Annotated in this window: 25 protein-coding genes and 1 pseudogene; 18 read left to right on the forward strand and 8 right to left on the reverse strand. The window is 71.6% G+C overall.

The genetic code is table 11. The features are described from left to right. The 4 genes from ABD987_RS42040 to ABD987_RS42055 all read left to right on the forward strand — a co-directional run. A partial coding sequence (locus ABD987_RS42040) for a phosphoketolase family protein (protein ID WP_486303892.1) occupies positions 1 to 263 on the forward strand: 263 nt, incomplete at its 5' end. Between the two features lie 48 nt (positions 264 to 311). After that, positions 312 to 1,130, forward strand: a complete 819-nt coding sequence (locus tag ABD987_RS42045; protein ID WP_345408145.1) for a hypothetical protein — start codon at positions 312 to 314, stop codon at positions 1,128 to 1,130. Positions 1,131 to 1,236: 106 nt separating this feature from the next. After that, a complete protein-coding gene (locus tag ABD987_RS42050) occupies positions 1,237 to 2,268 on the forward strand; it encodes an Acg family FMN-binding oxidoreductase (RefSeq protein WP_345408147.1) in 1,032 nt (343 codons plus the stop codon). 35 nt (positions 2,269 to 2,303) lie between these two features. Continuing rightward, complete coding sequence (locus ABD987_RS42055; RefSeq protein WP_378214238.1) at positions 2,304 to 4,040, forward strand: sensor histidine kinase; 1,737 nt, start codon at positions 2,304 to 2,306, stop codon at positions 4,038 to 4,040. A 14-nt stretch (positions 4,041 to 4,054) separates the two neighbouring features. Here the strand turns inward: ABD987_RS42055 and ABD987_RS42060 are convergent, their stop codons facing one another. Beyond that, entirely contained in the window at positions 4,055 to 4,708 is a 654-nt protein-coding gene (locus tag ABD987_RS42060) for a response regulator transcription factor (protein ID WP_345408149.1), read from the reverse strand. 308 nt (positions 4,709 to 5,016) lie between these two features. Here ABD987_RS42060 and ABD987_RS42065 point away from each other — a divergent pair, with 308 nt between their 5' ends. The 7 genes and pseudogenes from ABD987_RS42065 to ABD987_RS44690 form a co-directional block, all read left to right on the forward strand. After that, positions 5,017 to 6,006, forward strand: a complete 990-nt coding sequence (locus tag ABD987_RS42065; RefSeq protein ID WP_345408151.1) for an Acg family FMN-binding oxidoreductase — start codon at positions 5,017 to 5,019, stop codon at positions 6,004 to 6,006. Continuing rightward, positions 6,006 to 6,602 (forward strand): Rv1733c family protein, encoded by a 597-nt coding sequence (locus ABD987_RS42070; protein WP_345408153.1) that lies wholly within the window; start codon positions 6,006 to 6,008, stop codon positions 6,600 to 6,602. Before ABD987_RS42065 ends, ABD987_RS42070 begins: the two co-directional genes overlap by 1 nt. A 12-nt stretch (positions 6,603 to 6,614) precedes the next feature. Continuing rightward, positions 6,615 to 7,124, forward strand: coding sequence for a universal stress protein (locus ABD987_RS42075; protein WP_345408155.1), 510 nt, complete (start codon positions 6,615 to 6,617; stop codon positions 7,122 to 7,124). Next, the gene (locus ABD987_RS42080; RefSeq protein ID WP_345408157.1) at positions 7,124 to 7,702 is read left to right on the forward strand and encodes a CBS domain-containing protein; all 579 of its coding nucleotides are present in this window, start codon (positions 7,124 to 7,126) and stop codon (positions 7,700 to 7,702) included. The genes ABD987_RS42075 and ABD987_RS42080 overlap by 1 nt, the downstream gene beginning before the upstream one ends. Beyond that, positions 7,699 to 10,095 (forward strand): GNAT family N-acetyltransferase, encoded by a 2,397-nt coding sequence (locus tag ABD987_RS42085; protein WP_345408159.1) that lies wholly within the window; start codon positions 7,699 to 7,701, stop codon positions 10,093 to 10,095. The genes ABD987_RS42080 and ABD987_RS42085 overlap by 4 nt, the downstream gene beginning before the upstream one ends. A 114-nt stretch (positions 10,096 to 10,209) precedes the next feature. Next, positions 10,210 to 11,295: an Acg family FMN-binding oxidoreductase gene (locus tag ABD987_RS42090; RefSeq protein WP_345408161.1), complete on the forward strand. Its 1,086-nt coding sequence runs from the start codon at positions 10,210 to 10,212 to the stop codon at positions 11,293 to 11,295. 435 nt (positions 11,296 to 11,730) lie between these two features. Continuing rightward, positions 11,731 to 12,048, forward strand: a pseudogene (locus ABD987_RS44690) (universal stress protein); the annotation flags it as partial. Between the two features lie 41 nt (positions 12,049 to 12,089). Here ABD987_RS44690 and ABD987_RS42095 read toward each other — a convergent pair. Together ABD987_RS42095 and ABD987_RS42100 are read right to left on the reverse strand one after the other, a co-directional pair. Then, entirely contained in the window at positions 12,090 to 12,317 is a 228-nt protein-coding gene (locus ABD987_RS42095) for an SHOCT domain-containing protein (RefSeq protein WP_345408163.1), read from the reverse strand. 24 nt (positions 12,318 to 12,341) lie between these two features. Beyond that, positions 12,342 to 13,352 carry an Acg family FMN-binding oxidoreductase gene (locus ABD987_RS42100; RefSeq protein WP_345408165.1) on the reverse strand — a complete coding sequence of 337 codons (1,011 nt, stop codon included), beginning with the start codon at positions 13,350 to 13,352 and terminating at the stop codon, positions 12,342 to 12,344. Between the two features lie 612 nt (positions 13,353 to 13,964). On the opposite strand from ABD987_RS42100, the gene ABD987_RS42105 reads away from it, so the two are divergent. Both ABD987_RS42105 and ABD987_RS42110 read left to right on the forward strand, forming a co-directional pair. Continuing rightward, positions 13,965 to 14,171 carry a hypothetical protein gene (locus ABD987_RS42105; protein ID WP_345408167.1) on the forward strand — a complete coding sequence of 69 codons (207 nt, stop codon included), beginning with the start codon at positions 13,965 to 13,967 and terminating at the stop codon, positions 14,169 to 14,171. A 123-nt stretch (positions 14,172 to 14,294) separates the two neighbouring features. Then, complete coding sequence (locus ABD987_RS42110; protein WP_345408169.1) at positions 14,295 to 15,269, forward strand: L-lactate dehydrogenase; 975 nt, start codon at positions 14,295 to 14,297, stop codon at positions 15,267 to 15,269. A 38-nt stretch (positions 15,270 to 15,307) separates the two neighbouring features. Here ABD987_RS42110 and ABD987_RS42115 read toward each other — a convergent pair whose 3' ends face one another. From ABD987_RS42115 to hypF, 5 genes are all read right to left on the reverse strand, one after another. Then, positions 15,308 to 15,643 (reverse strand): cupin domain-containing protein, encoded by a 336-nt coding sequence (locus ABD987_RS42115; protein WP_345408171.1) that lies wholly within the window; start codon positions 15,641 to 15,643, stop codon positions 15,308 to 15,310. A 151-nt stretch (positions 15,644 to 15,794) separates the two neighbouring features. Beyond that, positions 15,795 to 16,853, reverse strand: coding sequence for a hydrogenase expression/formation protein HypE (gene hypE / locus ABD987_RS42120; RefSeq protein WP_345408173.1), 1,059 nt, complete (start codon positions 16,851 to 16,853; stop codon positions 15,795 to 15,797). Then, positions 16,850 to 17,959 (reverse strand): hydrogenase formation protein HypD, encoded by a 1,110-nt coding sequence (gene hypD / locus ABD987_RS42125; RefSeq protein WP_345408175.1) that lies wholly within the window; start codon positions 17,957 to 17,959, stop codon positions 16,850 to 16,852. Before hypD ends, hypE begins: the two co-directional genes overlap by 4 nt. Further along, entirely contained in the window at positions 17,956 to 18,225 is a 270-nt protein-coding gene (locus tag ABD987_RS42130; protein ID WP_345408177.1) for a HypC/HybG/HupF family hydrogenase formation chaperone, read from the reverse strand. Before ABD987_RS42130 ends, hypD begins: the two co-directional genes overlap by 4 nt. Before the next feature lie 6 nt (positions 18,226 to 18,231). Continuing rightward, a complete protein-coding gene (hypF, locus tag ABD987_RS42135) occupies positions 18,232 to 20,550 on the reverse strand; it encodes a carbamoyltransferase HypF (protein WP_345408179.1) in 2,319 nt (772 codons plus the stop codon). Positions 20,551 to 20,743: 193 nt separating this feature from the next. On the opposite strand from hypF, the gene ABD987_RS42140 reads away from it, so the two are divergent. The 5 genes from ABD987_RS42140 to ABD987_RS42160 are packed head-to-tail and all read left to right on the forward strand — an operon-like array spanning position 20,744 to position 25,173. Continuing rightward, complete coding sequence (locus ABD987_RS42140) at positions 20,744 to 21,853, forward strand: 4Fe-4S dicluster domain-containing protein (RefSeq protein ID WP_345408181.1); 1,110 nt, start codon at positions 20,744 to 20,746, stop codon at positions 21,851 to 21,853. Continuing rightward, positions 21,850 to 22,665 (forward strand): FAD/NAD(P)-binding protein, encoded by an 816-nt coding sequence (locus tag ABD987_RS42145; RefSeq protein ID WP_345408183.1) that lies wholly within the window; start codon positions 21,850 to 21,852, stop codon positions 22,663 to 22,665. Before ABD987_RS42140 ends, ABD987_RS42145 begins: the two co-directional genes overlap by 4 nt. Next, the gene (locus ABD987_RS42150; RefSeq protein ID WP_345408185.1) at positions 22,665 to 23,423 is read left to right on the forward strand and encodes an NADH-quinone oxidoreductase subunit B family protein; all 759 of its coding nucleotides are present in this window, start codon (positions 22,665 to 22,667) and stop codon (positions 23,421 to 23,423) included. The genes ABD987_RS42145 and ABD987_RS42150 overlap by 1 nt, the downstream gene beginning before the upstream one ends. Next, a complete protein-coding gene (locus ABD987_RS42155) occupies positions 23,420 to 24,712 on the forward strand; it encodes a Ni/Fe hydrogenase subunit alpha (protein WP_345408187.1) in 1,293 nt (430 codons plus the stop codon). Before ABD987_RS42150 ends, ABD987_RS42155 begins: the two co-directional genes overlap by 4 nt. Then, a complete protein-coding gene (locus ABD987_RS42160; protein WP_345408189.1) occupies positions 24,709 to 25,173 on the forward strand; it encodes a hydrogenase maturation protease in 465 nt (154 codons plus the stop codon). Before ABD987_RS42155 ends, ABD987_RS42160 begins: the two co-directional genes overlap by 4 nt. The last annotated feature ends 92 nt before the right edge of the window (positions 25,174 to 25,265 follow it).

The raw sequence follows: 25,265 nt of genomic DNA on the forward strand, positions 1-25,265 counted from the left end.
ACCACGCGAACCTGCACGTCCGCGGCTATGTCGAGCACGGCACCACGACCACGCCGTTCGACATGCTCGTGCTCAACCGGATGGACCGGTTCCAGCTCGCCATCGACGTGATCGACCGCGTGCCCGGCCTGCTCGCCACCGCGGGGGCCGTCCGCCAGCGGATGACGGAGTCGCGGGAACGGCACCGGCGCTGGATACGGGAACACGGCGAAGACCTGCCGGAAATCCGCCACTGGACCTGGGTGGACCGGCCCGTGCCCTGAGTGCCGAGGACGTCGCCGTCCCGGCTGGCAAGTGCCTAGGAGGACTCGATGACGCACAGGCAGCCCGTGGATCCTGTTGCGCGCAGGCATCTGTGGTCGCACGACGAGAAGAGCGCCCTCGTGGGCGCGGCCCGCGAGGCGCCGCCGCGGAGAATCGGCTGCGGATGGGTCGTCCAGGTCCACGACGACGTCATCGACGTCTTCGAACGGCCCGGTGTCCCGGTGCTGGGTGGTGATCGTGCGGGGCGGGCGCGGCTGCTCGGCTGTGGTGCGGTACTGGCGAACCTTGAGGTCACGGTACGGGTACTGGGCTGGGATCCGGTGGTGGAAGTCGGCGGGACCTGCCGGACCCCGGACCGGATCGCCCGGATCACCGCCCACGCACGCACCGCACCGTCCAGGCGGGAGCGTGCCGAGTTCCGTGCCGTGTTCGGCCGGCCTTCGGTGTCCGAAGTGGACTACCGATCGTTGTCCGGAATCCTGATGGAGCGCTTGCGGCCGCGGGTGTCCGGGACGGGGGTCCGGGTGCGGTCGTTGAGTGAGAAAGGGAAACGTGGATGGGCGGGCGCCCGGTACCGTCCCACCAGCCACAGTGGACTTCCGGGCGGCTGTTTCGCGGTGACGGTGGATATCGAGACCCGGCCGCACCTGGTTCGTGCCGGCTGGGTGGCGCAGTACCTGCTGCTCGGCGCGGCCGAGCTCGGCGCCGTCGGCGGCCTTGTGACCACCCCCTTCGCCCACCTGCGCGCACGAGTGGCGCTGGCCGACGATCTCCTGTTGCCGGGTCTCGTCGAGCTGATCGTGTCGGTCGCCGTGCCCGGCGTCCCCGGGCTCGCGGCCGGTGGCCCGGCGTGCTCCGCCGCCTGATGTCCGTTGCGGGACCAAGGCCCCCGCGCCGGGGTGTCCTTCGTCGCTTTCACCCGGCTGGCCTAGTGCCGAAGATCGTGGAGAACCGGGCGTGATGGAGTCGTGGATGAGTGTGGATTTCGCGGGGGAATGGTCCGAGGGTGATGTGGAGGTGCTTGCGAGGGCGGTGGTGCGGGCACCGTCGGTGCACAACACCCAGCCGTGGCGGCTGGTTCTGCCGGCGGGGCGGGCGGAGGTGTTCGAACGGCCCGAGCTGGCGCTGGGCCGGCATGATCCGGAGGGCCGGGATCGGCTGATCTCGTGTGGTGCCGCGCTGGCGAACCTGCAGCTCGCCGTCCGGGTCCTCGGCAGGCGGGCGGAGCTGCTGCTTCCCCGGGCCGGCGAGGCGGCTGCCCTGGCCGGATCCGTGCTCGTCGACGGCCATGAGCCACCGACCTCGGCCGAGCTGCACGCGTACTCGGCGATTCCCCGTCGGCGCAGCCACCGCCGCCCGTTCGCCGGGGCACGCGTGCCGGACGAGGTTTCCGAGGTCCTCGTCAAGGCCGCGACGTCGGCGGGCGGGGACGTCGTGAGGGCGCACGAGGACCAGCTGCCCGCGCTGGCCGGGCTCTTCGAACATGCCGCGCGCACGCTGCGCGGGGATCGGGAATACCAGGCGGAGCTGGCGGAGTGGACGACGGCGTGGCGGCCGGACGGGGTCGGCGAGGGGCTGCTCGCACCCGGATACGACCGCTCCGGGCCGCCGTGGGCGGGACTGATCCGGGCACGCGGCCGGATTCCCGGCCGGCAGACACTGCTGACCCGGATGGAGCACGAGAGCCTGCTGTTCTTCGTCACGCGGCGGGACGAGCGGGACGAGCACGCCCGCGCCGGGATCGCCATGCAGCGGGCATGGCTGGCCGCGGTCGACGCCGGACTGTCCGCCTCCGTACTGACCCAGCCGCTGCACGTGCCCCCGATCCGGGCACAGCTGGCCGAGCGGCTGGGACTGCCAGGGCCTCCGCAGGTGATCATGCGGTTCGGATACCCGTCGGAGGTATCGGCACGCCGGACGCTACGCCGTCCGGTCACGGACATCTTCCGGGACAGCGGGACGACGGGCCTGTCTTGGCAGCGGCGAAGCGAGGTGGAACCCTGAAACCGAAAGCGGCGTCGGGTGGCGAACCGCGGGACATGACGGAGAGGCTCCTGATGGGTGACGACGCGGGATCGGCGCCCCTGGCTGTCGGCGGACTGCCCGGTCTTCGGCTCGACGAGCTGCTGCACGAAGTACAGGACCGGCTCACCGAGATCGCCAAGACCCGGGATCAGCTGCAGGGCTTGGTGGACGCGGTGATGGCGGTCGCGACCGGGCTGGAGCTGGACTCGACGCTGCAACGCATCGTGCAGGCGGCCGTGAACCTGGTCGACGCGCGCTATGGCGCGCTGGGCGTGCTCGCCGACGACGAAGGCCTCTCCGAGTTCGTCTACGTCGGGATCGACACCGAGACAAGAGCGAAAATGGGGCACCTCCCGGAGGGACGCGGCCTGCTCGGCCTGCTGATCGAGGATCCGTGCCCGGTCCGGTTGAGGGACCTGTCCCGGCACGCGGCGTCGGTGGGGTTCCCGGCCAATCACCCGCCGATGCACAGCTTTCTCGGTGTGCCGGTGCGGGTGCGGGACAACGTGTTCGGGAACCTGTACCTCACCGAGAAGCGCGGCGCGCCGGAGTTCACCGCCGACGACGAGGTGGTGCTCGAAGCCCTGGCCGCCGCGGCCGGGGTCGCGATCGACAACGCCCGGATGTTCGAAAAGGCCAAAACCCGGGAACGCTGGCTGGAAGCGGTCGCGGAGATCAACGGCGGACTGCTGGGCGGCGCGTCGGCGGTCGACACGCTCAACCTGGTGGTCGACCGCGTATGTGAAGTGGTGATCGCCGACGGGGCGGTGATCGTCCTCGCCGACGACGCCGGGCCGGCGATGTCGGCGAGCGCGGCCTCGGGGGAACGAGCGGCCATGCTGCTCGGCTCTTCGATCTCCGTGGGTGGCACGGTGATCGAGGAGGTGATGACGACGGGACAGCCACGGCTGATCGCCGATCTGGAATCGATGCTGCCGGGCGATCCGGACGCGATGCTCGCCGGGTTCGGCCCCGCGGCGGCCGCGCCGCTGATCAGCGCCGCCGGCGTGGGCGGTGTGCTGGTCGCCGTGCGGGACAAGGGGGCGGCCCAGTTCAGCGCCGAGCAGGTGCCGATGCTGACCTCGTTCGCCGACCAGGCGGCGGTGGCGCTCGAGTTCGCGGACAAGCAGCGCAGCCAGCGGTTGCTGGACGTGCTGGCCGATCGGGACCGGATCGCGCAGGATCTGCACGACCATGTCATCCAGCGGTTGTTCGCCACCGGGATGAGCCTGCAGAGCATCCTGCCGAGGGTCGAGAACGAACTGGTGCGTGACCGGGTCACGTCCGCGGTCGAGCAGCTGGACCGCACGGTGCGCGAGATCCGGACGTCGATCTTCGACCTGCACAGCACGGGCACGGAGGCCTCGGTCAGTCTGCGCCGTCGGCTGCTCGACATCGTCACCGAGCTCTCCGCCGACACCACGGTGGCACCGTCGGTGCGGATCTCGGGCGCGGTCGACACGCTCGTGCCCGACGATCTCCGGGACCATGCCGAGGCCGTACTGCGGGAGGCACTCAGCAACGCGTTGCGGCATTCCGGGGGCGACCGGATCGCCGTGGACGTCGTGGCAGGAGACGAACTCGCCATCGAGGTGGCCGACAACGGGACCGGAATTCCGGACGGGGTCCCGCGTAGCGGGCTGGAGAATCTCCGGCGCCGTGCGGAGCAGTGTGCGGGATCGGTGGCGTTCACCACCGGGCCCGAGGGTGGCACGGTCGTCACCTGGCGGGTACCGCTGTGCTCACCGTGAACCTGGGATGCGGCTCACTCGTTCGATGACGTCTTCTGGCCGCGGAGTTCGGTGGCGAGGACGGCGGCTTGAGTGCGGCGTTGCATGCCGAGCTTGCCGAGAAGACGGGAGACGTAGTTCTTGACGGTCTTCTCGGCGAGGAACAGGCGTTCGCCGATCTCGCGGTTGGTGAGGCCTTCGCCGATGAGGTCGAACACGGCATGTTCCTGCTCGGAGAGGGCGGCGGTGGGGTCGCTGTTGTCTCGTTGCCTGCGGATGCGGTTGAGCAGCGCGGCGGTGGTACGGCTGTCGAGGAGCGAACCGCCGGACGCGACGGTGCGGATCGCGGAAACGAGATCGTTGCCGAGGACCTGTTTGAGCACGAAGCCGGAGGCTCCGGCCATGATGGCGCTGAAGAGCGCCTCGTCGTCGGCGTACGAAGTGAGCATCAGGCAGCGCAGGCCGGGGACGGTGGCGAGCAGGTCACGGCAGAGCTCGACGCCGTTGCCGTCGGGCAGCTGGACGTCGAGGACGGCGATGTCGGCGCCGCTGCCGGGCACGCGCGTCTGGGCTTCGGCCACGGACGCGGCTTCACCGGCGATTTCGAGGTCGGGTTCGCTGCCGAGCAGGTCGGCCAGCCCGCGGCGGACGATCTCGTGGTCGTCGACGAGGAATACCCGGGTCATCATCGCACGCCTCCTCGGGCGGCCGACGCTGTCATGTGGGACAACGGTACTCCGGCCGGAGTGGCCGAGGCGGGGTGTGGAGGTCACCTCGGACAAGGCCTTAGTGCTCTAGCGCGCGCCCTCTTCCGCGGTGCTGCGCACCCGGCATGGCGATACCGGTGCTCGAAGTCACGCGGGCGATCGTGGTGACGAGCCGTTGGACCGGCTCGGCAGGGACCAACGTCCTCGTGGTCCGAGGACCGGCGGCAGCATCGTGGCCACCGTCCTCCGGGCGACCCTGGACGGACAGGGCACACGAGCCGGGAGCGACGATGACACCTCACCTGTCCACTGTGGTCGATCAGGCGCTCGAGGCCGCGATCCGGGCGCCCTCACCGCACAACAGCCAGCCGTGGCGGTTCGCGGTCGACGGCGACCGGATCGAGGTCTGGCTGGACCGCGACCGCGTGCTGACCGTGGCCGATCCCGAGGCACACCAGGCGAGGCTCTCCTGTGGCGCGGCGCTGCTGAACCTCGTCGTCTCCCTGCGGTGCCAGGGTTTCGAGCCTGAGGTCCGGTTGGTGCCCGATCCCGCCGAGCCGGACCTGCTTGCCCTGGTTACCCACGACGGCAACCATCACGTCCTGGCCCAGGATCGGGCACTCGCCGAGGCGATCTTCCGCAGGCACACCCATCGCCGCCCGTTCCTGGACCGGCAGATGCCACCTGGCCTGCTGGCGCCACTGGCCGCCGCGGCGAACCAGGAGGGCGCACGCCTCCGCTTCGTCGGCACCGAGTACGCCCGCGTCACCACGCTCGTGCGGCGTGCGGAGTTCCTGCAGGCCCATAACACCGCGTTCCAGGCGGAGACGGCCCAGTGGACACGGCGGCAGGCCGCCAGCCCGGATGGGGTGCCCCTCGGCGCGGCCGGCCCGCCACCCGACCACGACGGCGCGGTCGCGCTGCGGGAGTCCCTTCTCAACCCGGACCTGCCACCGCGGACGTACGAGCAGCAGCCCCTGCTGGCCGTGGTGCTCACCCCAGAGGCGCGTCCCGGTTCGGACGTTCACGCGGGCCAGGCGATGCAGCGCGTCCTGCTGACCGCCACCTCGCTGACGATGGCGACGTCCTTTGTCTCCCAGCCCTTCGAGGTGGCCTCGACACGGGCCGGGATCACCGAGCTGTTCCGCGAGCACGGCCGGCCGCACACCTTGCTGCGCATCGGATACGGCTACTCGGCCGCGTCGCCGACCAGCCGGCGCCCGGTCGGCGACATCGTGGTGCCCGCGAAAAAGGCCGAAAGCACCGGGAGGTCCTCGTGATGACCACCATGTCCGCGGCCGCCCGGTGGTGGCACTGGCTCTGCCCGCGCCGCGGCGGCCTCGCGCGCCGGTCCGACCGGATCGAGGCGGCCGTCCTGGCCAGCACGCTCCTGCTCGGGCTGACCGTCCTGCCCTTCGCGGCAGCGGCCGGTTCGACGGTCTACGCCCACGAGCGGGATGTGTCGGCCCAGCAAAGGGCGACTGGGCGTCCGGCGGTGGCGATGCTGCTTGCCGATGGCCCGGTCGCCGAGACCGCGGGCCGGGGCGGCGTGGTCGCGGAGAAGGCACCGACCGCCGCGATGTGGACACTTCCCGACGGCACCCCGCGGCGCGGCCAGGTCGACGCGGCCACGGGAACCGTCGCCGGGGCGCGCGTCGCGATCTGGCTCGACCGGAACGGCGACCCGGTGGACCCGCCGCTGACGACGGCGGGCGCGGCGGTCACCGGCATCGCCGCCGGGACAGGTCTCCTGGTGATCGCGTGGTCGCTGCTGGCCGCGGTGTACGTGGTCAACCGGTGGGCACTGGACCGGGCACGCTACGCCGCCTGGCAGCGGGAGTGGCTCCACGACCAGCAACGTCGAGAGAAACGCTGAAGGGACAAGGCGATGACACAGGAAACGGACAGGAACCGGATCGTCGTAGGAGTCGACGGCTCGCCGGCGTCGGCGGCCGCGCTGCGCTGGGCCCGCGCGGAGGCCGCGGCACGCGGAAGCACACTGCACGCGGTCACGGTGTGGCTCTACGACGCGATGCTGGACGACGCGTCGGTCGCGCGAACCCAGGAGGACGCCCGGCAAACGCATCTGGCCAAACTCGAGGAATTCGTCGCCACGACGCTCGGCGAGAACCCAGGCGTCGAGGTGACCTGCGCGGCTCCGGACGGCGACGCGGGCGACATCCTCGTGGCGATGTCGGCGGACGCGGCGATGCTCGTACTCGGCAGTCACGGCACCCGGACGCTGCGGCACCTGGTGCTGGGCTCGGTGTGCTCGGCCTGCCTGCGCCACGCCTGCTGCCCGGTGGTCGTCCTACCGGCCGAAGTGACAGCGAAGGCTGACGTGCTGGAGCGGATGCTCGGCTCGGCGGCCTCCTACGTTCCGGGACCGGTGCTGTGATGCGAGCCAGGGAGATCATGACCAGTCCCGCGGTCACCGCGGACCCGGACACCCCGGTGCGCGAGGCCGTGGCGTTGCTCATCGAGCACGGATTCGCCGGCCTGCCGGTCGTGGACGCCGACGGCCGGGTGGTGGGCCTGTTCACCGAGTACGACGCGTTGCACGGGGCACGGGAGGGCAACGGCGTGGTCACCACGGTCGGGCAGGTGATGACGAAACCGGTCGAGGTCGTGTCGCCGGAGACCACGGTGGTCGCGATCGGCCGCCGGATGCTGACCGACCGGCTGCGCTGCCTGCCCGTGGTCGAGGACGGTGTCGTGGTCGGGGTGGTGAGCAGGCGTGATCTGCTCCGGCCGCTGGTCCGGCACGACGACGCCATCGCCGCGCACCTGCGCGCCCTGCTGAGCGACTACGCGGGGCACCGCGGCCGCTGGACGGTCGAGGTCGTGAACGGGGCGGTCACCGTGTCGGGCACCTTCACCGACCAAGCCGAACGCGGGGTGATCACGGCGCTGGCCAGAACCGTGCCCGGTGTGTCCGAAGTGGACTGCCGGTCCGCGCACACGATGGCCCGATGATGACCGGTGGGACGACCGCGCTGCTCGCCGACGGTACGGTGGTCACCGTACGGGCACTGCGCGAGGAGGACACGGACGCGGTGTTCGCGCTGCATCGCGGGCTCAGCGAACGGGACCGCTATCTGCGGTTCTTCACGACCCGCCCCACCGGTGTCGCCGATCTCGCACACACCATCGCGGCCGGGACCGGCCTCGGCGCGTTCCTCGGCGACCGGCTTATCGGTGTCGCGCACTACGAAAGGCTGCGCGACACCGAGACAGCCGAGATCGCCATCGTGGTCGACGAGACCGTGCAGGCACACGGAGCCGGGACGCTGCTGCTGGAGCATCTGGTCCTCACCGCGCGCAGGCACGGTATCCGGCGGTTCCTCGCCGACGCGCTCTCGGAGAACCGGCGGATGGCGCGGGTGTTCGCCGACTTCGGCCTGCCGTACACGGTGAACCGGGACGGGCCGCAGGTGACGGTCGAACTGGAACTCGGCGAACCGGACCGGTATCTGGACGCGATGGGCGAGCGAGAACGGGTGGCCGACGTCGCGAGCCTGCGCGCGGTGCTGGAACCGTCCTCGGTCGCGGTCGTCGGCGCGGGCCGGAAACCGGGCTCGGTCGGGAACGCCGTCGTGCGCAATCTCGTCGAAGCCGGCTTCGACGGAGACCTCTACGCCGTCAACCCGCACGCCGGAGCGATCGCCGGTGTCGTCAGCGTCCCGTCGCCCGCGGACCTGCCGGTCGTGGTGGACCTCGCGGTGATCTGCGTTCCCGCCGCCGCCGTTCCGGACGTGGTCGAGGAGTGCGGTCGCCGCGGTGTGCGCGCGGTGGTCATCCTCACCGCCGGGCTGACCGGCGGCGATCTGGCCGGCCGAGTGCGGGCCACGGCACGGAGTTTCGGGATCCGGGTGGTCGGGCCGAACTGTTTCGGCGTGGCCAACACCGCGCCCGCGGCGCGGCTGGACGCCACCTTCGCCCACGACAGGGTGCCCGCCGGGCGGGTCGGCGTCGTGACGCAGTCGGGCGGATTCGGGATCGCGCTGCTGGAGTCGCTGGGCGAACTCGGTCTCGGGGTCTCGACCTTCGTGTCCACCGGGGACAAGTACGACGTCAGCGGCAACGACCTGCTGCTGTGGTGGACCGACGACGAGCGCACCGACATCGCCGTGCTGTACCTGGAGTCCTTCGGAAACCCGCGGAAGTTCGCCCGGTTCGCCCGGCGGCTCGCCCGGCTCAAGCCGGTGCTCGCCATCCGGGGCGCGGGCACCCCGGCGGCCCAGCGCGCCGCCACCGCGCATACCGCCGCGGTGGTGGTCCCCTCGGCGACCCGGGACGCGCTGTTCGCCCAGGCCGGTGTCACCGTGGTCGATACGATCGCGGAGCTGGTCGGCCTGATCGCGGCGTTGTCCTGGCAGCCGCTGCCCGCGGGTGACCGGGTCGCGATCGTGAGCAACGCCGGCGGCGCCGCCGTGCTCGCCGCCGAGGCGTGTGCCCGGCAGGGGCTGGCGCTTCCCGAACTCGAATCGTCCACGATGGACACCGTGCGCGGGCTGCTGCCCGAGCACGCCGGGATCGGCAACCCGCTCGACACCAGCCCGGTCGTGGCGCCGGAGGTGTTCACCGCCTGCGTGGCGGCCGTGCTGGCCGACGAGCGGGTGGACGCGGTGCTCGTCGCGGGAGTCCCCACCGCCGCGGGCGATCCACTCGGCGGGCTGCGGCTCGGCGCGTGCGGGAAGCCCGTCGTCGCGGTCGCGCCGGGCAGGCTCACCCTGGTGTCCGGGTTGGACGGCGACGACATGATCCCCGTCTACGGTGACGCGGCGACCGCGGCGACGGCAGTGGCCGCGATGGCGGCGAGGGCGCGGTGGCTGCGGGCCGAAGCCGTCCGCGGCGACGTCACGGCTTCGGCGCCGAAGGAGGCGGATCTCCTTACCGCGTCCCGGATCATCCGGGCCTTCCTGCGTGAGTGTCCTTCCGGTGGTCAACTGTCCGAAAAGGACTGTGATGATCTGCTGCGGGCCTTCGCTGTCGATGTCTCGGCTGGGCCTGGATCCGGGAGTGCGTTCGCGCTGCGGGCATGGCAGGACGAGACTTTCGGGCCCGCCGTATGCCTGGAACCCGCCGGACAGCCGGCAGCCGTGGACGCGCCGGTTCGGCTCGCTCCACTCACCCCAGCGGACGCCGGCGCGCTCCTCGGCGTGCTGCCCGGGGCGCCCGGGAACGCCCGGCTCGGCAGCCTGCTGGTGGCGGTGGGCTGGATCGCCGACCTCCTGCCCGAGGTCACCATGGTCGAGCTGGCTCCGGTGACCGTCACCACCGACGGCCGGTGCATCGCCGGTGCGGCGCGCGTGACGGTGCGGCCCGCCGTGCCGGGCGGGCAGTTCCTGCGGCGGTTGCGCACCTGAAGTACCGGGTGTTCCCGGGTACTTCGTCCCGCCGATCGAAGCCGTCCGGATCTGCGCGCCGCCGTCGGACCGGCGGATCGTGAAAGAGGAAGTACCGACGAGCGGAGGCGGGCGATGGCCGGGCAGCGGAGTGAGGGATGGTCTCTCGGGGACGTCGAGGTGCTGGCGAGAGCGGTGCTCCGCGCGCCCTCGGTGCACAACCTCCAGCCGTGGACCCTCGAAGTCGGCGAAGGCGGACTGCTGCTGCGTGAACGGCGGGATCTCGCGTTGCCCGAACATGACCCGCGGGGACGTGATCGCCTGATGTCGTGCGGCGCGGCGCTGGCGAACCTCGAACTCGCCGTGCGGGTGCTGGGCCGCCAGGTGAACACGAGGATATTCCCCGACCCGCGGCAGCCGGAGCTCGTGGCCGCCCTGCGCGCCGGTGCCGCGCGTCCACCGGAAGCGGCGGAGTTGCACCGGTATTCCGCCATCGCGCGGCGCCGCAGCTACCGGCATCGTTTCTCCACTCCGCGAGTGTCGGACTACGCGCTCGCGGAGATCATGAACTCGGTCGGGGGCAGCCGGGTACAGGCGCGGTCGGTGACTGAGGAACGGGAGCTGTCGGAGGTCGCGGACCTGCTCGAGTTCGCCGCCGAGGCGTACCAGCACGACCAGGGATACCAGCGTGAGCTGGCGTTGTGGACGATCCACGACGAGTACTCGCACCGCCACGGCGCCGGGATCGCGGGCAGCTGCCTGCCGCCGTCGACGCTGCCGTGGGCGGGGCTGGTGCGGCCGTCGACCGCGCTGCCGGACCACGCGGTGCTGCGGCGCAGGCTGGGCGAGGAGACGTTGCTGGTGTTCGTGACCGTCGACGACGCGCCCATCGACCACCTGCGTGCCGGCGCGGCCTTGGAGAACGCGTGGCTCACGGCCGTCGACGGCGGACTGGCCGCGTCGGTGCTGACCCAGCCGTTGCACCTGCCCGAGGTGCGTTCGGCGCTGTGCGAAAAGCTGGGGCTGGCCGGGTTCCCCCAAGTGCTGATGCGCGTGGGCCACGCCTCGGCCGACGTCGCGCAGAGCCCTCGCCGGGCCATCGACGAAATCTTGCGGGACCACGGTGACCGGTGGCTCCGCTCGCCCGGTCCGCCCGGGACGTTCGCCTGCCGGGCCGGGACTTCGGCCTCTTTTCCCGTCGCGGTCCCGGTGCGACGCTGAACCGAGGCCGATGATGGGAGGACGTCATGGCACACCGCGCGCTCCGGTATCCGCGGCACGGTGAGGTCCGGGTCGCCGAGCCGGGCATGCTCGCCGTGGGCGTGGCCCTGTGATGGCTTCCGCCGCGCAGTCCCCGGGAGCGGACGAGCGCGCCAGGCAGTGGGGCGAGCGCTGTTTGCGGGCGGCTGAGGAAGCGGCGAAGGCGGCCGTACCGGAGATCCGGGTGTGCCCGACGGTGGAAGTGGGGGACGCCGCGGAAATCCTGATCACGCATTCGGCAGGGTCCGCGCTTGTCGCCCTCGGCGCGACGGGGATACGGCACGGCGCGGATTCGCTGCTGGGCGAGGTCACCCGCATGGTGACCGCACGGGGGACGTCCCCGGTGGTCGTGCACCGGGGCAGCCCGAACTGCCGGCACCCGGCGACGCGGCGGTGGTGGTCGGCGTCGGCGACCCCGACCACCACGCCGCACTTGGGTTCGCGTTCACGGCGGCCGCGGCTCGCGCATGTCCGCTCGTGGTGGTGCGGGTGGGGGAAAACGGTTCCGAGGCGGAGCAGCGGCGAGTGCTGTCCGGGCTCGTCGCGAGCTGGCAGGAGCGGTATCCGGGCGTCCGGACCGGCCTCCGCGTGGTCCGGGGCCGGGATCCGGGGCGGGTACTGCTCCAGGAGGCCTCGGCCGCGCGCCTGGTCGTGGTCGGGTCCCGCCGTCGCCTGCTGCGCGCGCGGCCGATCCTGGACACCACCACCCACGAGCTGCTCGACTACGCCCGTGCCCACCGGACGCGGGCTAGCGCTCAGCCACGCAGGATGGCACGGCGTTGTTCGTACTCGTCCTTGTCGATCTCGCCGCGGGCGAACCGTTCGTCGAGGATCTTCAGCGCGTCGCCGCGACGGTCGGGCGGCCGGGCGAACCGGCGCAGCAGTATGACGCCGGTGGCGACGAGGCCGCCCCAGAGCAGGAACATGGCGATCAGCATGAACAGGCCGCCGAACCAGCCCCCGTCGTAGCCCCAGTAATGCATGACTGCTCCTGAATGGCCGGGCGGTCAGCGACCGCGGTCGGATGTGATGGCCGGGTCGAGCGGGCGCAGCACCTCGGCGAGGTCGCGTCGTGGCGTCGCGGGCAGCGGGTCGGCGTTGATCGGCGCCCAGCCGACGCGCAGCACCATCTGCGGGACGGCACCACCGGTCACCCGCTCCTGGACCGTCCGGCGGACGTCCGCGATCTCCAGCGGTTCGGTCAGCGGGCAGGTCGCCAGGCCGAGGCTGGTGGCGGTGAGCAGCGCGGCGCTGGTGGCCTCGCCCGCCCTCAGCTGCGACATCCGGTCGTCGGAAGCGGTGCAGATGACGAGCAGGACCTCCTCGCTTTCCTCGCCGGTGCTCCCGGCCGGCTGGGGGAGCCCCGGGTCGGCGAACGGGCGGCCCGGGAGCGCACCGGGGGTTTCGTCGTGGGGCGGCACGTTCGCGGCGGGAACGCCGTCGGCGGAAAGGTGCCTGCCGCTCCAGGCGGCGAGTTCGATCCGGTACGCGGGATCGGCGGTGTGCTGCTCGGCCGCGGCGACGACGGTCTTGGCGAGGTAGTAGCGGGCTGCGTCGTCGCACACACGCAAAACGGTGCCTTCGTCGGCGGCGCGGCCGGTCATCAGCTCGAGGTAGGAGTTGGGGACCAGCCACGAGCTGTGCCACCTGCGGTCGGTCCGCCGTCGTGGGATCGCGGCGGCGAGAGTGACTTCCTCCTGGGTCGGCTCGTGCCGGCGCAACTCGATCGAGGCGAGGTGGTCCGGCTCGGCTGGGTTGGGCAGCCGGTGCACCGCCGCCCGCCAGCCGAGCGCGGCGAAGCCGATCCGCAGGTGGTGCAGCGCGGCGCCGCAGCTGAGGAGGAGATCGCGGCCCTCGGGGTCGGTCTCGTGCAACTGCCGGTCGCGGTCGGCGTACAGGTGCAGCGAGCGATCGCCGCGCAGCCACCGCCACGGCTGGGAGTTGTGCACCGACGGCGCGCGGACGGCGAGCGCGATCGCGGTGTCGACGGTGTAGTCGTCAGGGAGTCCACGGTCCATCGGAACCTGCCTTGGTCGTCGCGAGAAGTCGCTTCGACCGTGTCACAGGGATCGCCTTGAACAGCAGGGCCGGAATGCCCCGGTTACGGGGTCCTTCGATGCTCGGAGCCGTACGGCGAGCTCGGCGACGGTGGTGATCAGGTGGCGCGTCACGATCCGGGCGAACGGCGCGATCGTGCGCAGGTAGAGCCGCGCGACCCGGCTCCGCGCACGGGCCCGCGTCTCCACCGACACCGGAGGTCGGGCGCCGGTACGAACCTGTCGAGCAGTGCTGACTTGTCGTCCACTATGGACACATGAGGGGGCTTCGTCGCCACGGTGTGTCTCCCGCGCTCGTCCACTGCCTCGGCGTCCCGCGCGTGGGCTAGAAGAGCAGAACGTCCCCGGTACCGGGTTCCAAGGACCTCGCGACCCGGGACGCCGTGCCCTGCCCCGTCTTCCGGCAGGGGTGGAACCTGGAGAGCGAGGAGACCGCGAGATCGGTGGTGGCGGACGTGGCCGACGGAGCAGAACGCGAGCGGCACGGCTACCGGTTTCGGTGCGGCAGTGGGCGAGGAGCCGTCGCGAGCGCCCGCTACTCGGCGTTCTCCATGCGGTGAAGGGAGAAACGAGATGAACGACCGTGAAAAGGTGCGAGCGGCCAGGGAAGCCAGGGAGGCCGTCGGCTCGGGATCGCGCACCGTGGCCGAACTGGCGGAAGGCGTGATCCGGCGCTATCTGACCACGCAGGCGTACCGGGAGAGCCATCGTAGGTCCGAAGTGGAGGGTGAACTCCCGAAGCGCGAGTCGCGCGGGAGGTCAGGTCCGATCCGGCAGTGACCGTGTCGCAGGACGTCAAGGCAGTACCGCAAGGCGATCGAGGGCAAGACCGCGTCCCGATGCCGAAGAAGTGACGAGTGCCAGGTCCAGGTGCGTACCGCTGAACGAAAGGGAGAACAGACAGTGCCACAGTTGTTCCCGGCGCACAGCGCCCCGCACGGCACCAAGGTCGCGATCGTCGGAGCCGGCGCGGTCGGTTCCACCATCGCGTACGCCTGTCAGATCCACGGCGTGGCACACACGATCGCGCTCTACGACATCGACGCGGCCAAGGTCCGCGCCCAGGTGCTCGACCTGCAACACGGCAGCATGTTCACCCCGACGACCTCGATCCTCGGCGGCGATGACGTGGGAGTGTGCGCCGACGCCGACGTCGTGGTGATCACCGCCGGAGCCAAGCAGCGGCCCGGCCAGAGCCGGATGGAGCTCGCCGAGGCCAACGTCGCCATGTGCCGGGCACTGGTGCCCCGGCTGCTGGAGGTCGCGCCGGAGGCGATCCTGCTGCCGGTCACCAACCCGGTCGACGTCATCACCCACGCGATCCTGACCATCAGCGGGCTCCCCGCGCGCCGCGTCGTCGGGTCGGGCACCGTGCTGGACTCCTCCCGGCTACGATCGCTGATCGCCGAACGCGCCGGTGTCGGCGTGCCCAGCGTGCGCGCCTACATCGCCGGCGAGCACGGCGACAGCGCGGTGCCGTTGTGGTCGGGGGCGTTCATCGGTTCGGTGCCGGTGGCCGGCTGGACGGTCGACGGCACGCCGACGTTCACCCGCACGGTGCGGGAAGACATCGCCCGGACCGTGACCAACGCCGCCTACGAGGTGATCGCGGGCAAGGGCGCCACCAACTACGCGGTGGGCCTGGCCGTCGCCTACGTGCTCGACGCCATCATCGGCGACCAGCGCCTGATCCTGCCGGTCAGCAGCCTGGTCCGCGACTTCCACGGCATCGACGGGGTGTGCCTGTCCCTGCCACGGCTGGTCGGCCGTACCGGCGCCGGAGCGATCGAGCCCGCGTCCCCCTCGGACGGCGAACTCGTCAGTCTACGGGCCTCGGCAGGGCAAATCGGCAAGGTCTGTGCCGAGCTTCGCCTCTGAGGCAGGAGCGACCCCGCGTGGTTCGGACGGGCTGAACGCTAGGGGAGTACGACGCTGAGCAGGAACACGGTGTCGGTGGCCGCGGTGACCCCGTGGCGTTCCAGCGGGATGACGGCGAGTTGCCCGCTGTCCAGGCACCATTCCTCGTCGCGAGTGTGCAGTCGCACCGTCCCCAGCAGCATCTGGAGGGTGGCCGCGTGGGGTGCGTCGTGCTCGGCCAGTTCGGCGCCGGCTGCCAGGGCGATCAGGGTGGCGCGCAGCGAGGGAAGCGATACCAGCGTCCGTGCGGCACGCCGTGAGCCGTGTCGGCGGGCTTCGGCGAGCAGGTCCGGCGCGAGGGTGCCGGGGGAGGTGACGGTGGGGCGATCGGTCATCGCGCTCGTTCCCGTTCTCGCCGTGATGTGCGGTTGCCCAGGTGCCGGTCGCGGGACCGTCCTGACACCTCGTCTCCCATCGGTGATTCCTTACCCGGGGCGAATCCGAGGCTGTGAAGGGCTTCTCCATAGCGCAGGAGTCCACAAAGGACTAGCAGATCCGGGGGAGCTGCTCGCCGATCAGCATGTCCACCACCCGGCGTGCGCCGACCAGCGTGCGCGCGGTGACGCGGGGGAGGTCTCGGGCGGTTTCGCGGACGACACCGATGGCGCGGGCGTACCGTCCGGCCGGGTGTGCCCGCATCGCGGTGAGCACGGGGTCGGCGGCCGCCGGTGCGACGAACGCGACGAGACAGCCTTCGTTGGCGACGTGCAGGGGGTCGAGGCCGAGCAGCTCGCACGCCGAGGCGACCTGGGGCGGTACCGGCAGGGCGGCGTCGTCGACTTCCACGGCGACATCGGATGCCTCGGCGAGTTCGTTGAGCGCACCGGCGAGGCCGCCGCGGGTCGGGTCGCGCAGGGTGTGCACCTGCGGCCCGCCGGCGGCGATCATGGCGGCGACGAGTTCGTGCAGGGGACGGCTGTCGGAGTGGATCTCGGACTCGAAGCCGAGCCCTTCCCTGGCGCTCATGATCGCGGTGCCGTGCGCGCCGATCGGGCCGGACAGGAGGACGACGTCACCGGCCATACCGTTGGCCGCGGAGGGGTAGGCGTCGAGCAGGCGTACGCCGATCCCGGCGGTGGTGAGGTAAGCGCCGTCGGCGGCGCCGCGGCCGACCACCTTGGTGTCGCCGGTGACCACGTGGATCCCGCACTCCCGGGCGGCGGCGGCCACTGACGCGGTGATCGCGCGCAGTTCGTCGAGCGGCAGGCCCTCCTCCAGGACGTAGGCAAGCGACAGTGCCACCGGGCGGGCGCCCCGCATCGCCAGGTCGTTGACCGTGCCGTACACGGCGAGTGAGCCGATGTCCCCGCCGGGGAAGAACCGTGGGGTGACCACGAAACTGTCCGTGCTGAAGACCACGTCGACGTCGCCGAGGCCGATGAGGGCCGCGTCCTCCAGCGGTCCGGTTTCGCCGAGGCCGCCGGCGATGACGTCGTCGAGCAGCTCGGCCATGAGGCGTCCGCCGGAACCGTGGCCGAGCAGGACTCGTTCGGTCTCGGCGGCGGGTGCGGGGCAGGTGGCCCGCAGCGGGTCGATCGTGGTCATCGTGCTTCCTCCATGGTGGATGCTCGGCGGCCGGCGTTGTGGAACGCCGCGCAGGTGCCTTCGGCGGAGACCATCGGGGCGCCGAGCGGGGTCCGGGGTGTGCAGCGGATGCCGTAGGCGGCGCAGTCGGTGGGGACGGCGGTGCCGCGGAGGATGTCCCCGGCGATGCAGTCCGGATGCTCGACGGTCGTCAGCCCGACGGTGGCGAAGCGGGTGTCGGCATCGAACTCCGCGTACTCGGCCGTGAGGGTGAGCCCGCTGTCCGGGATCGGCCCGATACCGCGCCAGGTCCGTTCGACGACGCGGAAGACCCGGCGCACGACCTCCTGCGCGGCGGAGTTCCCGGACCGGCGCACCGCCCTGGCGTACTGGTTCTCGACGACGGCGCGGCCCTCTTCGAGCTGACGCACCGCGAGCACGATGCCCTCCAGCAGGTCGAGCGGTTCGAAGCCGGTGACGACGATCGGGACCCGGTAGCGGGCGGCGATCGGTTCGTACTCGGTCCAGCCCATGACCGCGCAGACGTGCCCGGCGGCCAGGAAGGCCTGGACCTGGTTGTCCGGGGCGTCGAGGACGGCGGTGATCGCGGGTGGCACGAGGACGTGGCTGACGAGTACGGAGAAGTTCACGATTCCGGTCTCGGCCGCGTGCGCGACGGCCATCGCGTTGGCCGGGGCGGTGGTTTCGAAGCCGACGGCGAAGAACACCACCTGCCTGCCGGGGTTCTCGCGGGCGATCCGGACGGCGTCGAGCGGGGTGTAGACGACGCGGACGTCGCCGCCGCGGGCCTTCACCCCGAGCAGGTCCCCGGCGGTGCCGGGCACACGGAGCATGTCGCCGTAGCTGGTGAAGATCACCTCGGGCCGCGCCGCGATCGCCACCGCCTTGTCGATCATCTCGAGCGGGGTGACGCAGACGGGACAGCCGGGCCCGTGGATCATCCGGATCCCGGCGGGCAGCAGCTCGTCGATGCCCTGGCGGACCAGGGTGTGCGTCTGCCCGCCGCACACCTCCATGATCGCCCACGGCCGGGACGCGAAGGCCCGCAACTCGGCCAGCAGCCGCCGGGCCAGCACCGGGTCCCGGTACTCGTCGAGGTACTTCACGCGATCACCTCCGGCCCCAGTTCCCCCGCTAGCGCGTCCGGGATGGCACGGAGCACGGCGAGGGTCCTCTCCGCCTCGGCTTCGTCGACCACGCTGATCGCGAACCCGACGTGCACGATGACGTAGGCGCCGAGGTCGGCCTCTGGTGTGTAGGCCAGGCACACCTCGCGGCGCACGCCGTCGAAGTCGACCGTGCCCAGCCGCGGCCCCGGTCCGGCGGTGCCGTCGGACAGGGTGACGATCCGGCCGGGCACACCGAGACACATCGCGATTCACCTCTCATTCGACCGGGCGCAGGCGATCGCCGCCTGGCCGTAGCTGATCCCGCCGTCGTTCATGGGCACGCGTTCGCCCGCGAGGGGGTGCAACCCTGCGCTGGTGAGACCGTCGAGGACGAGGTCGGTGAGCAGGGCGTTCTGGAAGACCCCGCCGCCGAGGCACACCACCTCGGTGCCGAGCGCGGCGGCCGCCTTCCCGGCGAGCGCCACCACGACCTCGGCCACCGTCCGGTGGAACCGCGCGGCCACCTCGCCCACTTGAGTGTCCTCAATGGACTCCAGGGCGTCGCGCAGAGTGGGCACGGGGTCGTAGACCCAGACGTCGTCCCGGCGCCGCAGCCACCACGCCAGCGCCCTGGCGGACCGCGCTCCGGTCGCCGCCGCTTCCAGGCGCGAGGCCGCCTCGCCCTCGTAGCCGTTGTCGTCGCAGAGGCCGAGCAGGGCGGCCATCGCGTCGAAGAGGCGCCCGGCGCTCGACGCGCGCGGGCAGTTGACGTTCCGGTCGATCATCGCGCGCACGACGGTGACCTCGTGTTCGCCCAGGCGATCCAGCAGCGCGCCGGGGGCGTGGAGCGGATCACCGTCCTCGTCGAACCTTTCGGCACCGAACAGGTAGCCGAGCGCCATCCTGGCCGGTCTGCGGACGGCGGCGGCGCCGCCCGGCAGCGGTGCCGTGGCGAACCGGCCGAATCGCCGGTACCCGGTGTAGCTCGCGAGCAGGACTTCGCCACCCCAGAACGTGCCGTCGTCGCCGAGGCCGAGCCCGTCCAGCGCGACGCCGACGAACGGACCGGTGACGCCGTGTTCGGCGGCGGTCGCGGCGACGTGCGCGTGCTGGTGCTGGACGGCGATCCGCTTCCCGGCGGGCCAGCGCCGCGCGTACTGCGTGGACAGATACCCCGGATGGAGGTCATGGGCGCAGACATCCGGCTCGGTGTCGTGCAGGCGGCACAGGTCGCGCACGGACTGACCGAACGCCGCCAGCGCCTCGGCGTTTTCGAGATCACCGCCGTGCGGGCCGGGATACGCGAGGCCGCCGCGGGCGAGCGTGACGGTGTTCTTGAGCTGGGCGCCCAACGCGACGATCGGCTCGGGGCCGGTACGGGGGAGTGGCATCGGGGCGGGGGCGTAGCCGCGGGCCCGGCGGATCATCGTGGTGCGGCCCGCGCGGGTACGGACGACGGAGTCGTCGTACCGGGACCAGATCGGCCGATCGTGCCCCAGGACGCCGTCCACGATCGGGCCGAGCACGAGGTGCGCCACCGCGTCGTGGGTCGCGATCGGGCCGCCCGCCCGGTTGCCGCTGGTCACCACCAGCGGACGGGCGAGATCGGCCAGCAGCAGGTGGTGTACCGGGGAGGTCGGCAGGAACACCCCGAGCTCGCGCAGCCCGGGTGCGATCCCCTCGGCGAGGGGCGCGTCCTCGCGGAGCGGCAGCAGGACGACCGGCGCGGCGGCCGAGGTCAGCAGCCGCTCGGCTTCTTTGTCCACAAGGGACAGACGACGGGCGGTGGCGAGGTCGCCTGCCATCACCGCGAGAGGTTTCGACGGCCGGGGTTTGGCCGCGCGCAGCCGGTCCACGGCCTGCTCGTTCGCGGCGTCACACACCAGCTGGTAGCCGCCGAGCCCCTTGACCGCGACGAGCCCGCCCCCGGCGATGGCGTGGCGCGCCTCGGCGAGGGCGTCCTCACCGTGTGCGGTCGCCGACGCGCCCGGAAACCACGAGAGCCGGGGACCGCAGGCAGGACAGGCGATCGGTTCGGCGTGGAATCGCCGGTCCGCCGGATCCTCGTATTCGGCGGCACACTCCGAGCACAGCGGGAACGCCCGCATCGCGGTACTCGGCCGGTCGTAGGGCAGGCTTTCGATGATCGTGGCCCGCGGACCGCAGCCGGTGCAGTTCAGGAACGGATAGCGGTAACGGCGGTCGGCCGGATCGAACAGCTCGCGCACACAGGCCGCGCACGTCGCGAGATCCGGCGGCACCTCGGGCGGCGCCGCCCGGCCGCGCATACTCTCGACGACGCGGAAACCTGGCAGCAGCGCGACGTTTCCGGGTAGCGGGACCACGTTGACGCCAGTGACATTCGCCTGGGGCGGGGCGGAACCGGCGAGTCCGGCGACGAAGCCGGCGAGGCGGGCTTCCGCTGCTTGCGCGCGGATCACCACGTACCCGCCCGCGTTGCACACGTCGCCATCGACACCGAACCGCTGGGCGAGCCGATAGACGAACGGCCGGAACCCGACGCCCTGGACGGTCCCGCGGACTTCGATCCGGGCCCGCAGCTTCCCGGTGGCCACCAGCGTGTCCATGCCACCTCCCGCCTCCTCGGTGATCACCACCGTGCCGTCGGGGACGTCGGTGTGGACAGGGCAGGAGGTACCGGGTTGTGAGTCTTTGGTCCCTGATCGGGCGGCCGTCGAAAACCGGATGCGCGTCCGGTGACCTTTGACCCTAGGGAGAGCGGCGCTCCCGGCGGTTCAGTGGGACGCGGGAGGTGCGCCGATGATCGCGAAGCAGACGACGGTGCTGGACAGGGCGGGCCTTGACGCGCTGATCCAGGCGCTGACCGGCGCGGGGTATCGGGTGATCGGCCCGACCGTGCGGGACGACGCGATCGTGCTGGACGAACTCTCCATGGGCGCGCAGTTGCCCGCGGGCTGGGGCGTCACCACCGGCCCGGGGCACTACCGCCTGCGCCGTCGCGACGACGCGGCCGTGTTCGGCCATTCCGCGGGCCCGCAGTCGTGGAAGCGCTACTTGCACCCACCGCGCCGGAAGCTGTTCGACGCCGATCGGGACGGCGTCTTCACCGCCGCGCAGGAGGAAGATCCCCGGTACGCGTTCCTCGGGGTGCGGGGGTGCGATCTCGCCGCGATCGGCGTGCTCGACCGGGTGCTCGGCGCCGGGAACAATCCGGACGCCTCCTACACGCGACGTCGGCGCTCGCTGTTCCTGATCGCGGTGAACTGCACCGAGCCGGGGGAGCTGTGCTTCTGCGCGTCGATGGGCACGGGTCCCGCCGCCGGGCCCGGCTACGACCTCGCGCTCACCGAACGGTGCGACGAGGACGGGCACCGCTTCCTCGTCGACATCGGCACCGGGGAGGGCGCCCGGATCCTGAACCGGATTCCCACCGCGGCCGCCACACCGGAGGAGGTCACCAGCGCGCGTGCCGAGGTCACCGCGGCCGCGGGGCGCATGGGCCGGGCGATGCCCGACGCCGAACTCCCCGCGGTCATCCGGGCCGCGCGGGAGTCCCCGCAGTGGGAGGAGGTGGCGAGCCGCTGCCTGTCCTGCGCCAACTGCACGATGGTGTGCCCGACGTGTTTCTGCACCACCACCGAAGACGTCACGGACCTGACCGGTGATCACGCGGAACGCTGGCAGCGCTGGGTTTCCTGCTTCGAAATCGGGTTCTCCTACGTGCACGGCGGCAGCGTGCGGACCTCCGGCGCGAGCCGGTACCGGCAGTGGTTCAGCCACAAACTCGGCACCTGGCACGACCAGTTCGGCGAATCCGGCTGCGTCGGCTGCGGCCGGTGCGTCGCCTGGTGCCCGGCCGGGATCGACATCACCGAAGAAGCGGCGAAACTGGCCAAGGGAGCGCGATGACACTCGCCGAGCCCATGCTGCCGACGCCCTACCGGGTGGCCACTCGCGTCGTCGAGACGGCTGATTCGGTCACCCTGCGGCTGGAACCGGTCGCGACACCGTTGCCCGCGGCCCGGCTCGGCCAGTTCATGATGCTCTACGTCCACGGCGTCGGCGAGGTCGCGATCTCGGTCAGCGGACCGGGCCCGGCACACACCATCCGCGCGGTCGGCGCGGTGAGCCGGGCCCTGTGCGAACTGGCGCCGGGCACGGTGGTGGGCGTGCGGGGACCGTACGGCACCAGCTGGGACCTCGCGGACGCGGCGGGAAACGACGTGGTCATCGTCGCGGGCGGGGCGGGGCTCTGCCCGCTGCGGCCGGTCCTGCTCGAAGCGCTGGCACACCGGCGGGCGTACCGGCGGGTGATCCTGATCGCCGGAGCACGGACACCTGCCGGCTTCCTGTTTCCCGGCGAACTCTCGGACTGGGCGCGACGGCACGATCTCGAGGTGATCCGCACGATCGACCGGCCCGCGCCGGGCTGGACCGGTCCGGTCGGCTTCGTCACCGGGCCGCTGTCCGAGCTGGACCTCGAACCGGAACGGACCCGCGCCTTCCTGTGCGGCCCGGAGCCGATGATGCGCTTTTGCGCGGAAATCCTGCTGGGCAAGGGGATTCTCGCGAAAGCGATCCGGGTCTCTTTGGAGCGGGCCATGAAATGCGGGATCGGGCTGTGCGGCCACTGTCAGCTCGGCCCGTTGCTGGTCTGCCGGGACGGGCCGGTCGTGGACTACACGGTCGCCGGTCCGCTGCTGACGGTGAAGGAGCTGTGATGGGAAGACCGACGCTCGCCGTCTGGAAGTTCGCCTCGTGTGACGGCTGCCAGCTGACCCTGCTGGACTGCGAGGACGAACTGCTCACGCTGGCCGGACAGGTCCGGATCGCGCACTTCCTCGAAGCCTCCAGCGAAGTGGTGCCGGGGCCGTATGACGTGTCGCTCGTCGAGGGCTCCATCACGACGCCGGACGACCTGCGGCGTATCCAGCGGGTCCGCGCGGAGTCGAAAGTGCTCGTGACCATCGGCGCCTGCGCGACCTCCGGCGGCGTCCAGGCGTTGCGCAACTTCGCCGACGTCGGCGAGTTCGCCTCGGTCGTCTACGCCAACCCCGAGTACGTCGACACCCTTTCCACTTCGACACCGATCGCGGCGCACGTGCCGGTGGATCACGAGCTGCACGGCTGCCCGATCGATCGCGGGCAGCTGCTCGAAACCCTCGGTGCCCTGCTAGCCGGGCGTGAGCCGGACCTGCCCGACACCAGCGTGTGCACCGAATGCAAGCGCCGGGGGCTGACCTGCGTCCTGGTCGCCGGGGGAACGCCGTGCCTCGGACCGGTGACGAGGGCGGGCTGCGGTGCGCTCTGCCCGTCGGTACGCCGCGGCTGCTTCGGTTGTTTCGGCCCGATGGCGAAACCGAACACTCCCGTGCTGATCCCGCTCCTGCGGTCACGAGGCATGTCCGAGGAGGACGTGGACCGCGTGTTCAGCACGTTCACCGTGACCGAAACCCGACGAGGCGAGGGACGGGAATGAGCCATCGCAGCAGGCAGTTGCGGGTCAGTTCGCTGGCGCGGGTCGAGGGCGAAGGCGCGTTGCGCGTCCTGATCGAGGACGGTCGTGTGGCGCGGGCCGAGCTGAACATCTACGAGCCGCCTCGGTTCTTCGAGGCCTTCCTGCGCGGCCGGGCGCACACCGAGCCACCGGACATCACCGCCCGGATCTGCGGCATCTGCCCGGTCGCCTATCAGACCAGCGCGTGCAACGCCATCGAACAGGCATGCGGTGTCACCCTGCGCCCGGCCCTGGCCGAGGTGCGCAGGCTCCTCTACTGCGGCGAATGGATCTCCAGCCACGCCCTGCACATCTACCTGCTGCACGCGCCCGATTTCCTCGGTCACCCGGACGCCGTCAGCCTCGCCACCCGGCACCGCGAGACCGTCGAACGCGGGCTGGCGCTGAAGAAGGCGGGCAACACGCTGCTGGAGGTGATCGGCGGCCGGGCGATCCACCCGGTCAACGTGCGCGTCGGCGGCTTCTACTCGCTCCCGTCCCGCGACGAACTACGGCCACTGGCCGAAACCCTGCGCCGCGCGCTCGACGACGCGCTGGAGACCGTCCGCTGGACCGCCGGCTTCGAGTTCCCCGAACTGGAACTGGGCCACGATCTTCTCGCTGTCTACGAACCGGACCGGTACGCCATCGCCGACGGCGTCCTCCACACGGCGTCCGGCAGGTGGTTCGGCCCCGGTGAGTTCTCCCACCACGTCGTCGAAGAACAGGTCCCGCACTCCACCGCGCTGCACGCGACGCTCGACGGTCGCCCCTACCTGACCGGGCCGCTCGCCCGTTACTCGCTCAACTTCGCCCAGCTGTCGGACACCGCCCGCCAAGCGGCCGTCGAAGCCGGGCTGGGGCCGGCGTGCCGGAACCCGTTCCAGAGCATCCTCGTGCGCGGTGTCGAAGTGGTGTACGCGATCGAGGAAGCCCTGCGCATCATCGAGAACTACGAACAACCCTTGCGCCCGGCTGTCGACGTCCCGGCCAAGGCCGGGATCGGACACGGGATCAGCGAGGCGCCACGAGGCACGCTCTACCACCGCTACGCGCTCGACGCCGGGGGCCTGATCCGCGAAGCGACGATCGTCCCGCCCACCTCCCAGAACCAGGCCGCCATCGAGGACGACCTGCGCCGCGTCGTCGCCGCCAACCTCGCTCTCCCCGACCCCGAGCTCACCGCACTGTGCGAACGCACGATCCGCAACTACGACCCGTGCATCTCCTGCTCGGCGCACTTCCTCGACCTGGTGCTGGAGGGACGATGACCTCGCGCCGCGTCGTCGTCATCGGTGTCGGCAACGAATACCGCCACGACGACGGCGTCGGTCTCGCCGTCGTGACGGAACTCGGCGAGCGCCCGATCCCCGGTGTGACGACGATGATCTGCGACGGCGAACCCGCCGCGCTGCTCGACGCCTGGTCCACCGCGGACCTCGCGGTCGTGGTGGACGCCGTGCTGTGCGAACCGTCGACACCCGGCCGGACCTGGAAGTCCACAGTAGACGGACAGCCGCCGGGGCGTGGAACGGCCAGCTCGCACGCGTTGGGCATCCCGGACGCGGTACGGCTCGGCGCGGCACTCGGCCGGGTGCCGGGCGAACTCGTCGTGTTCGCCGTCGAAGCGGCGAATCTCGACCTCGGCGTGGGGCTGTCACCCCCGGTCGCCGCGGCCGTGCCCGAGGTGGCCCGCGCGGTACGAAACCTCCTGACAGCGTCGCGAACGTAGGTGCGTTTGGGTGGCTCGATGGCGGGGAGTAGAGGTAGGCGAGCATACCGGCTTCGAACCCCAGGGGCGTGCGTGATCGCGTCCACGGTGTC

It is taken from the genome of Amycolatopsis samaneae, assembly GCF_039541975.1.
In the GTDB taxonomy this organism is placed as follows: Bacteria; Actinomycetota; Actinomycetes; order Mycobacteriales; family Pseudonocardiaceae; genus Amycolatopsis; species Amycolatopsis samaneae.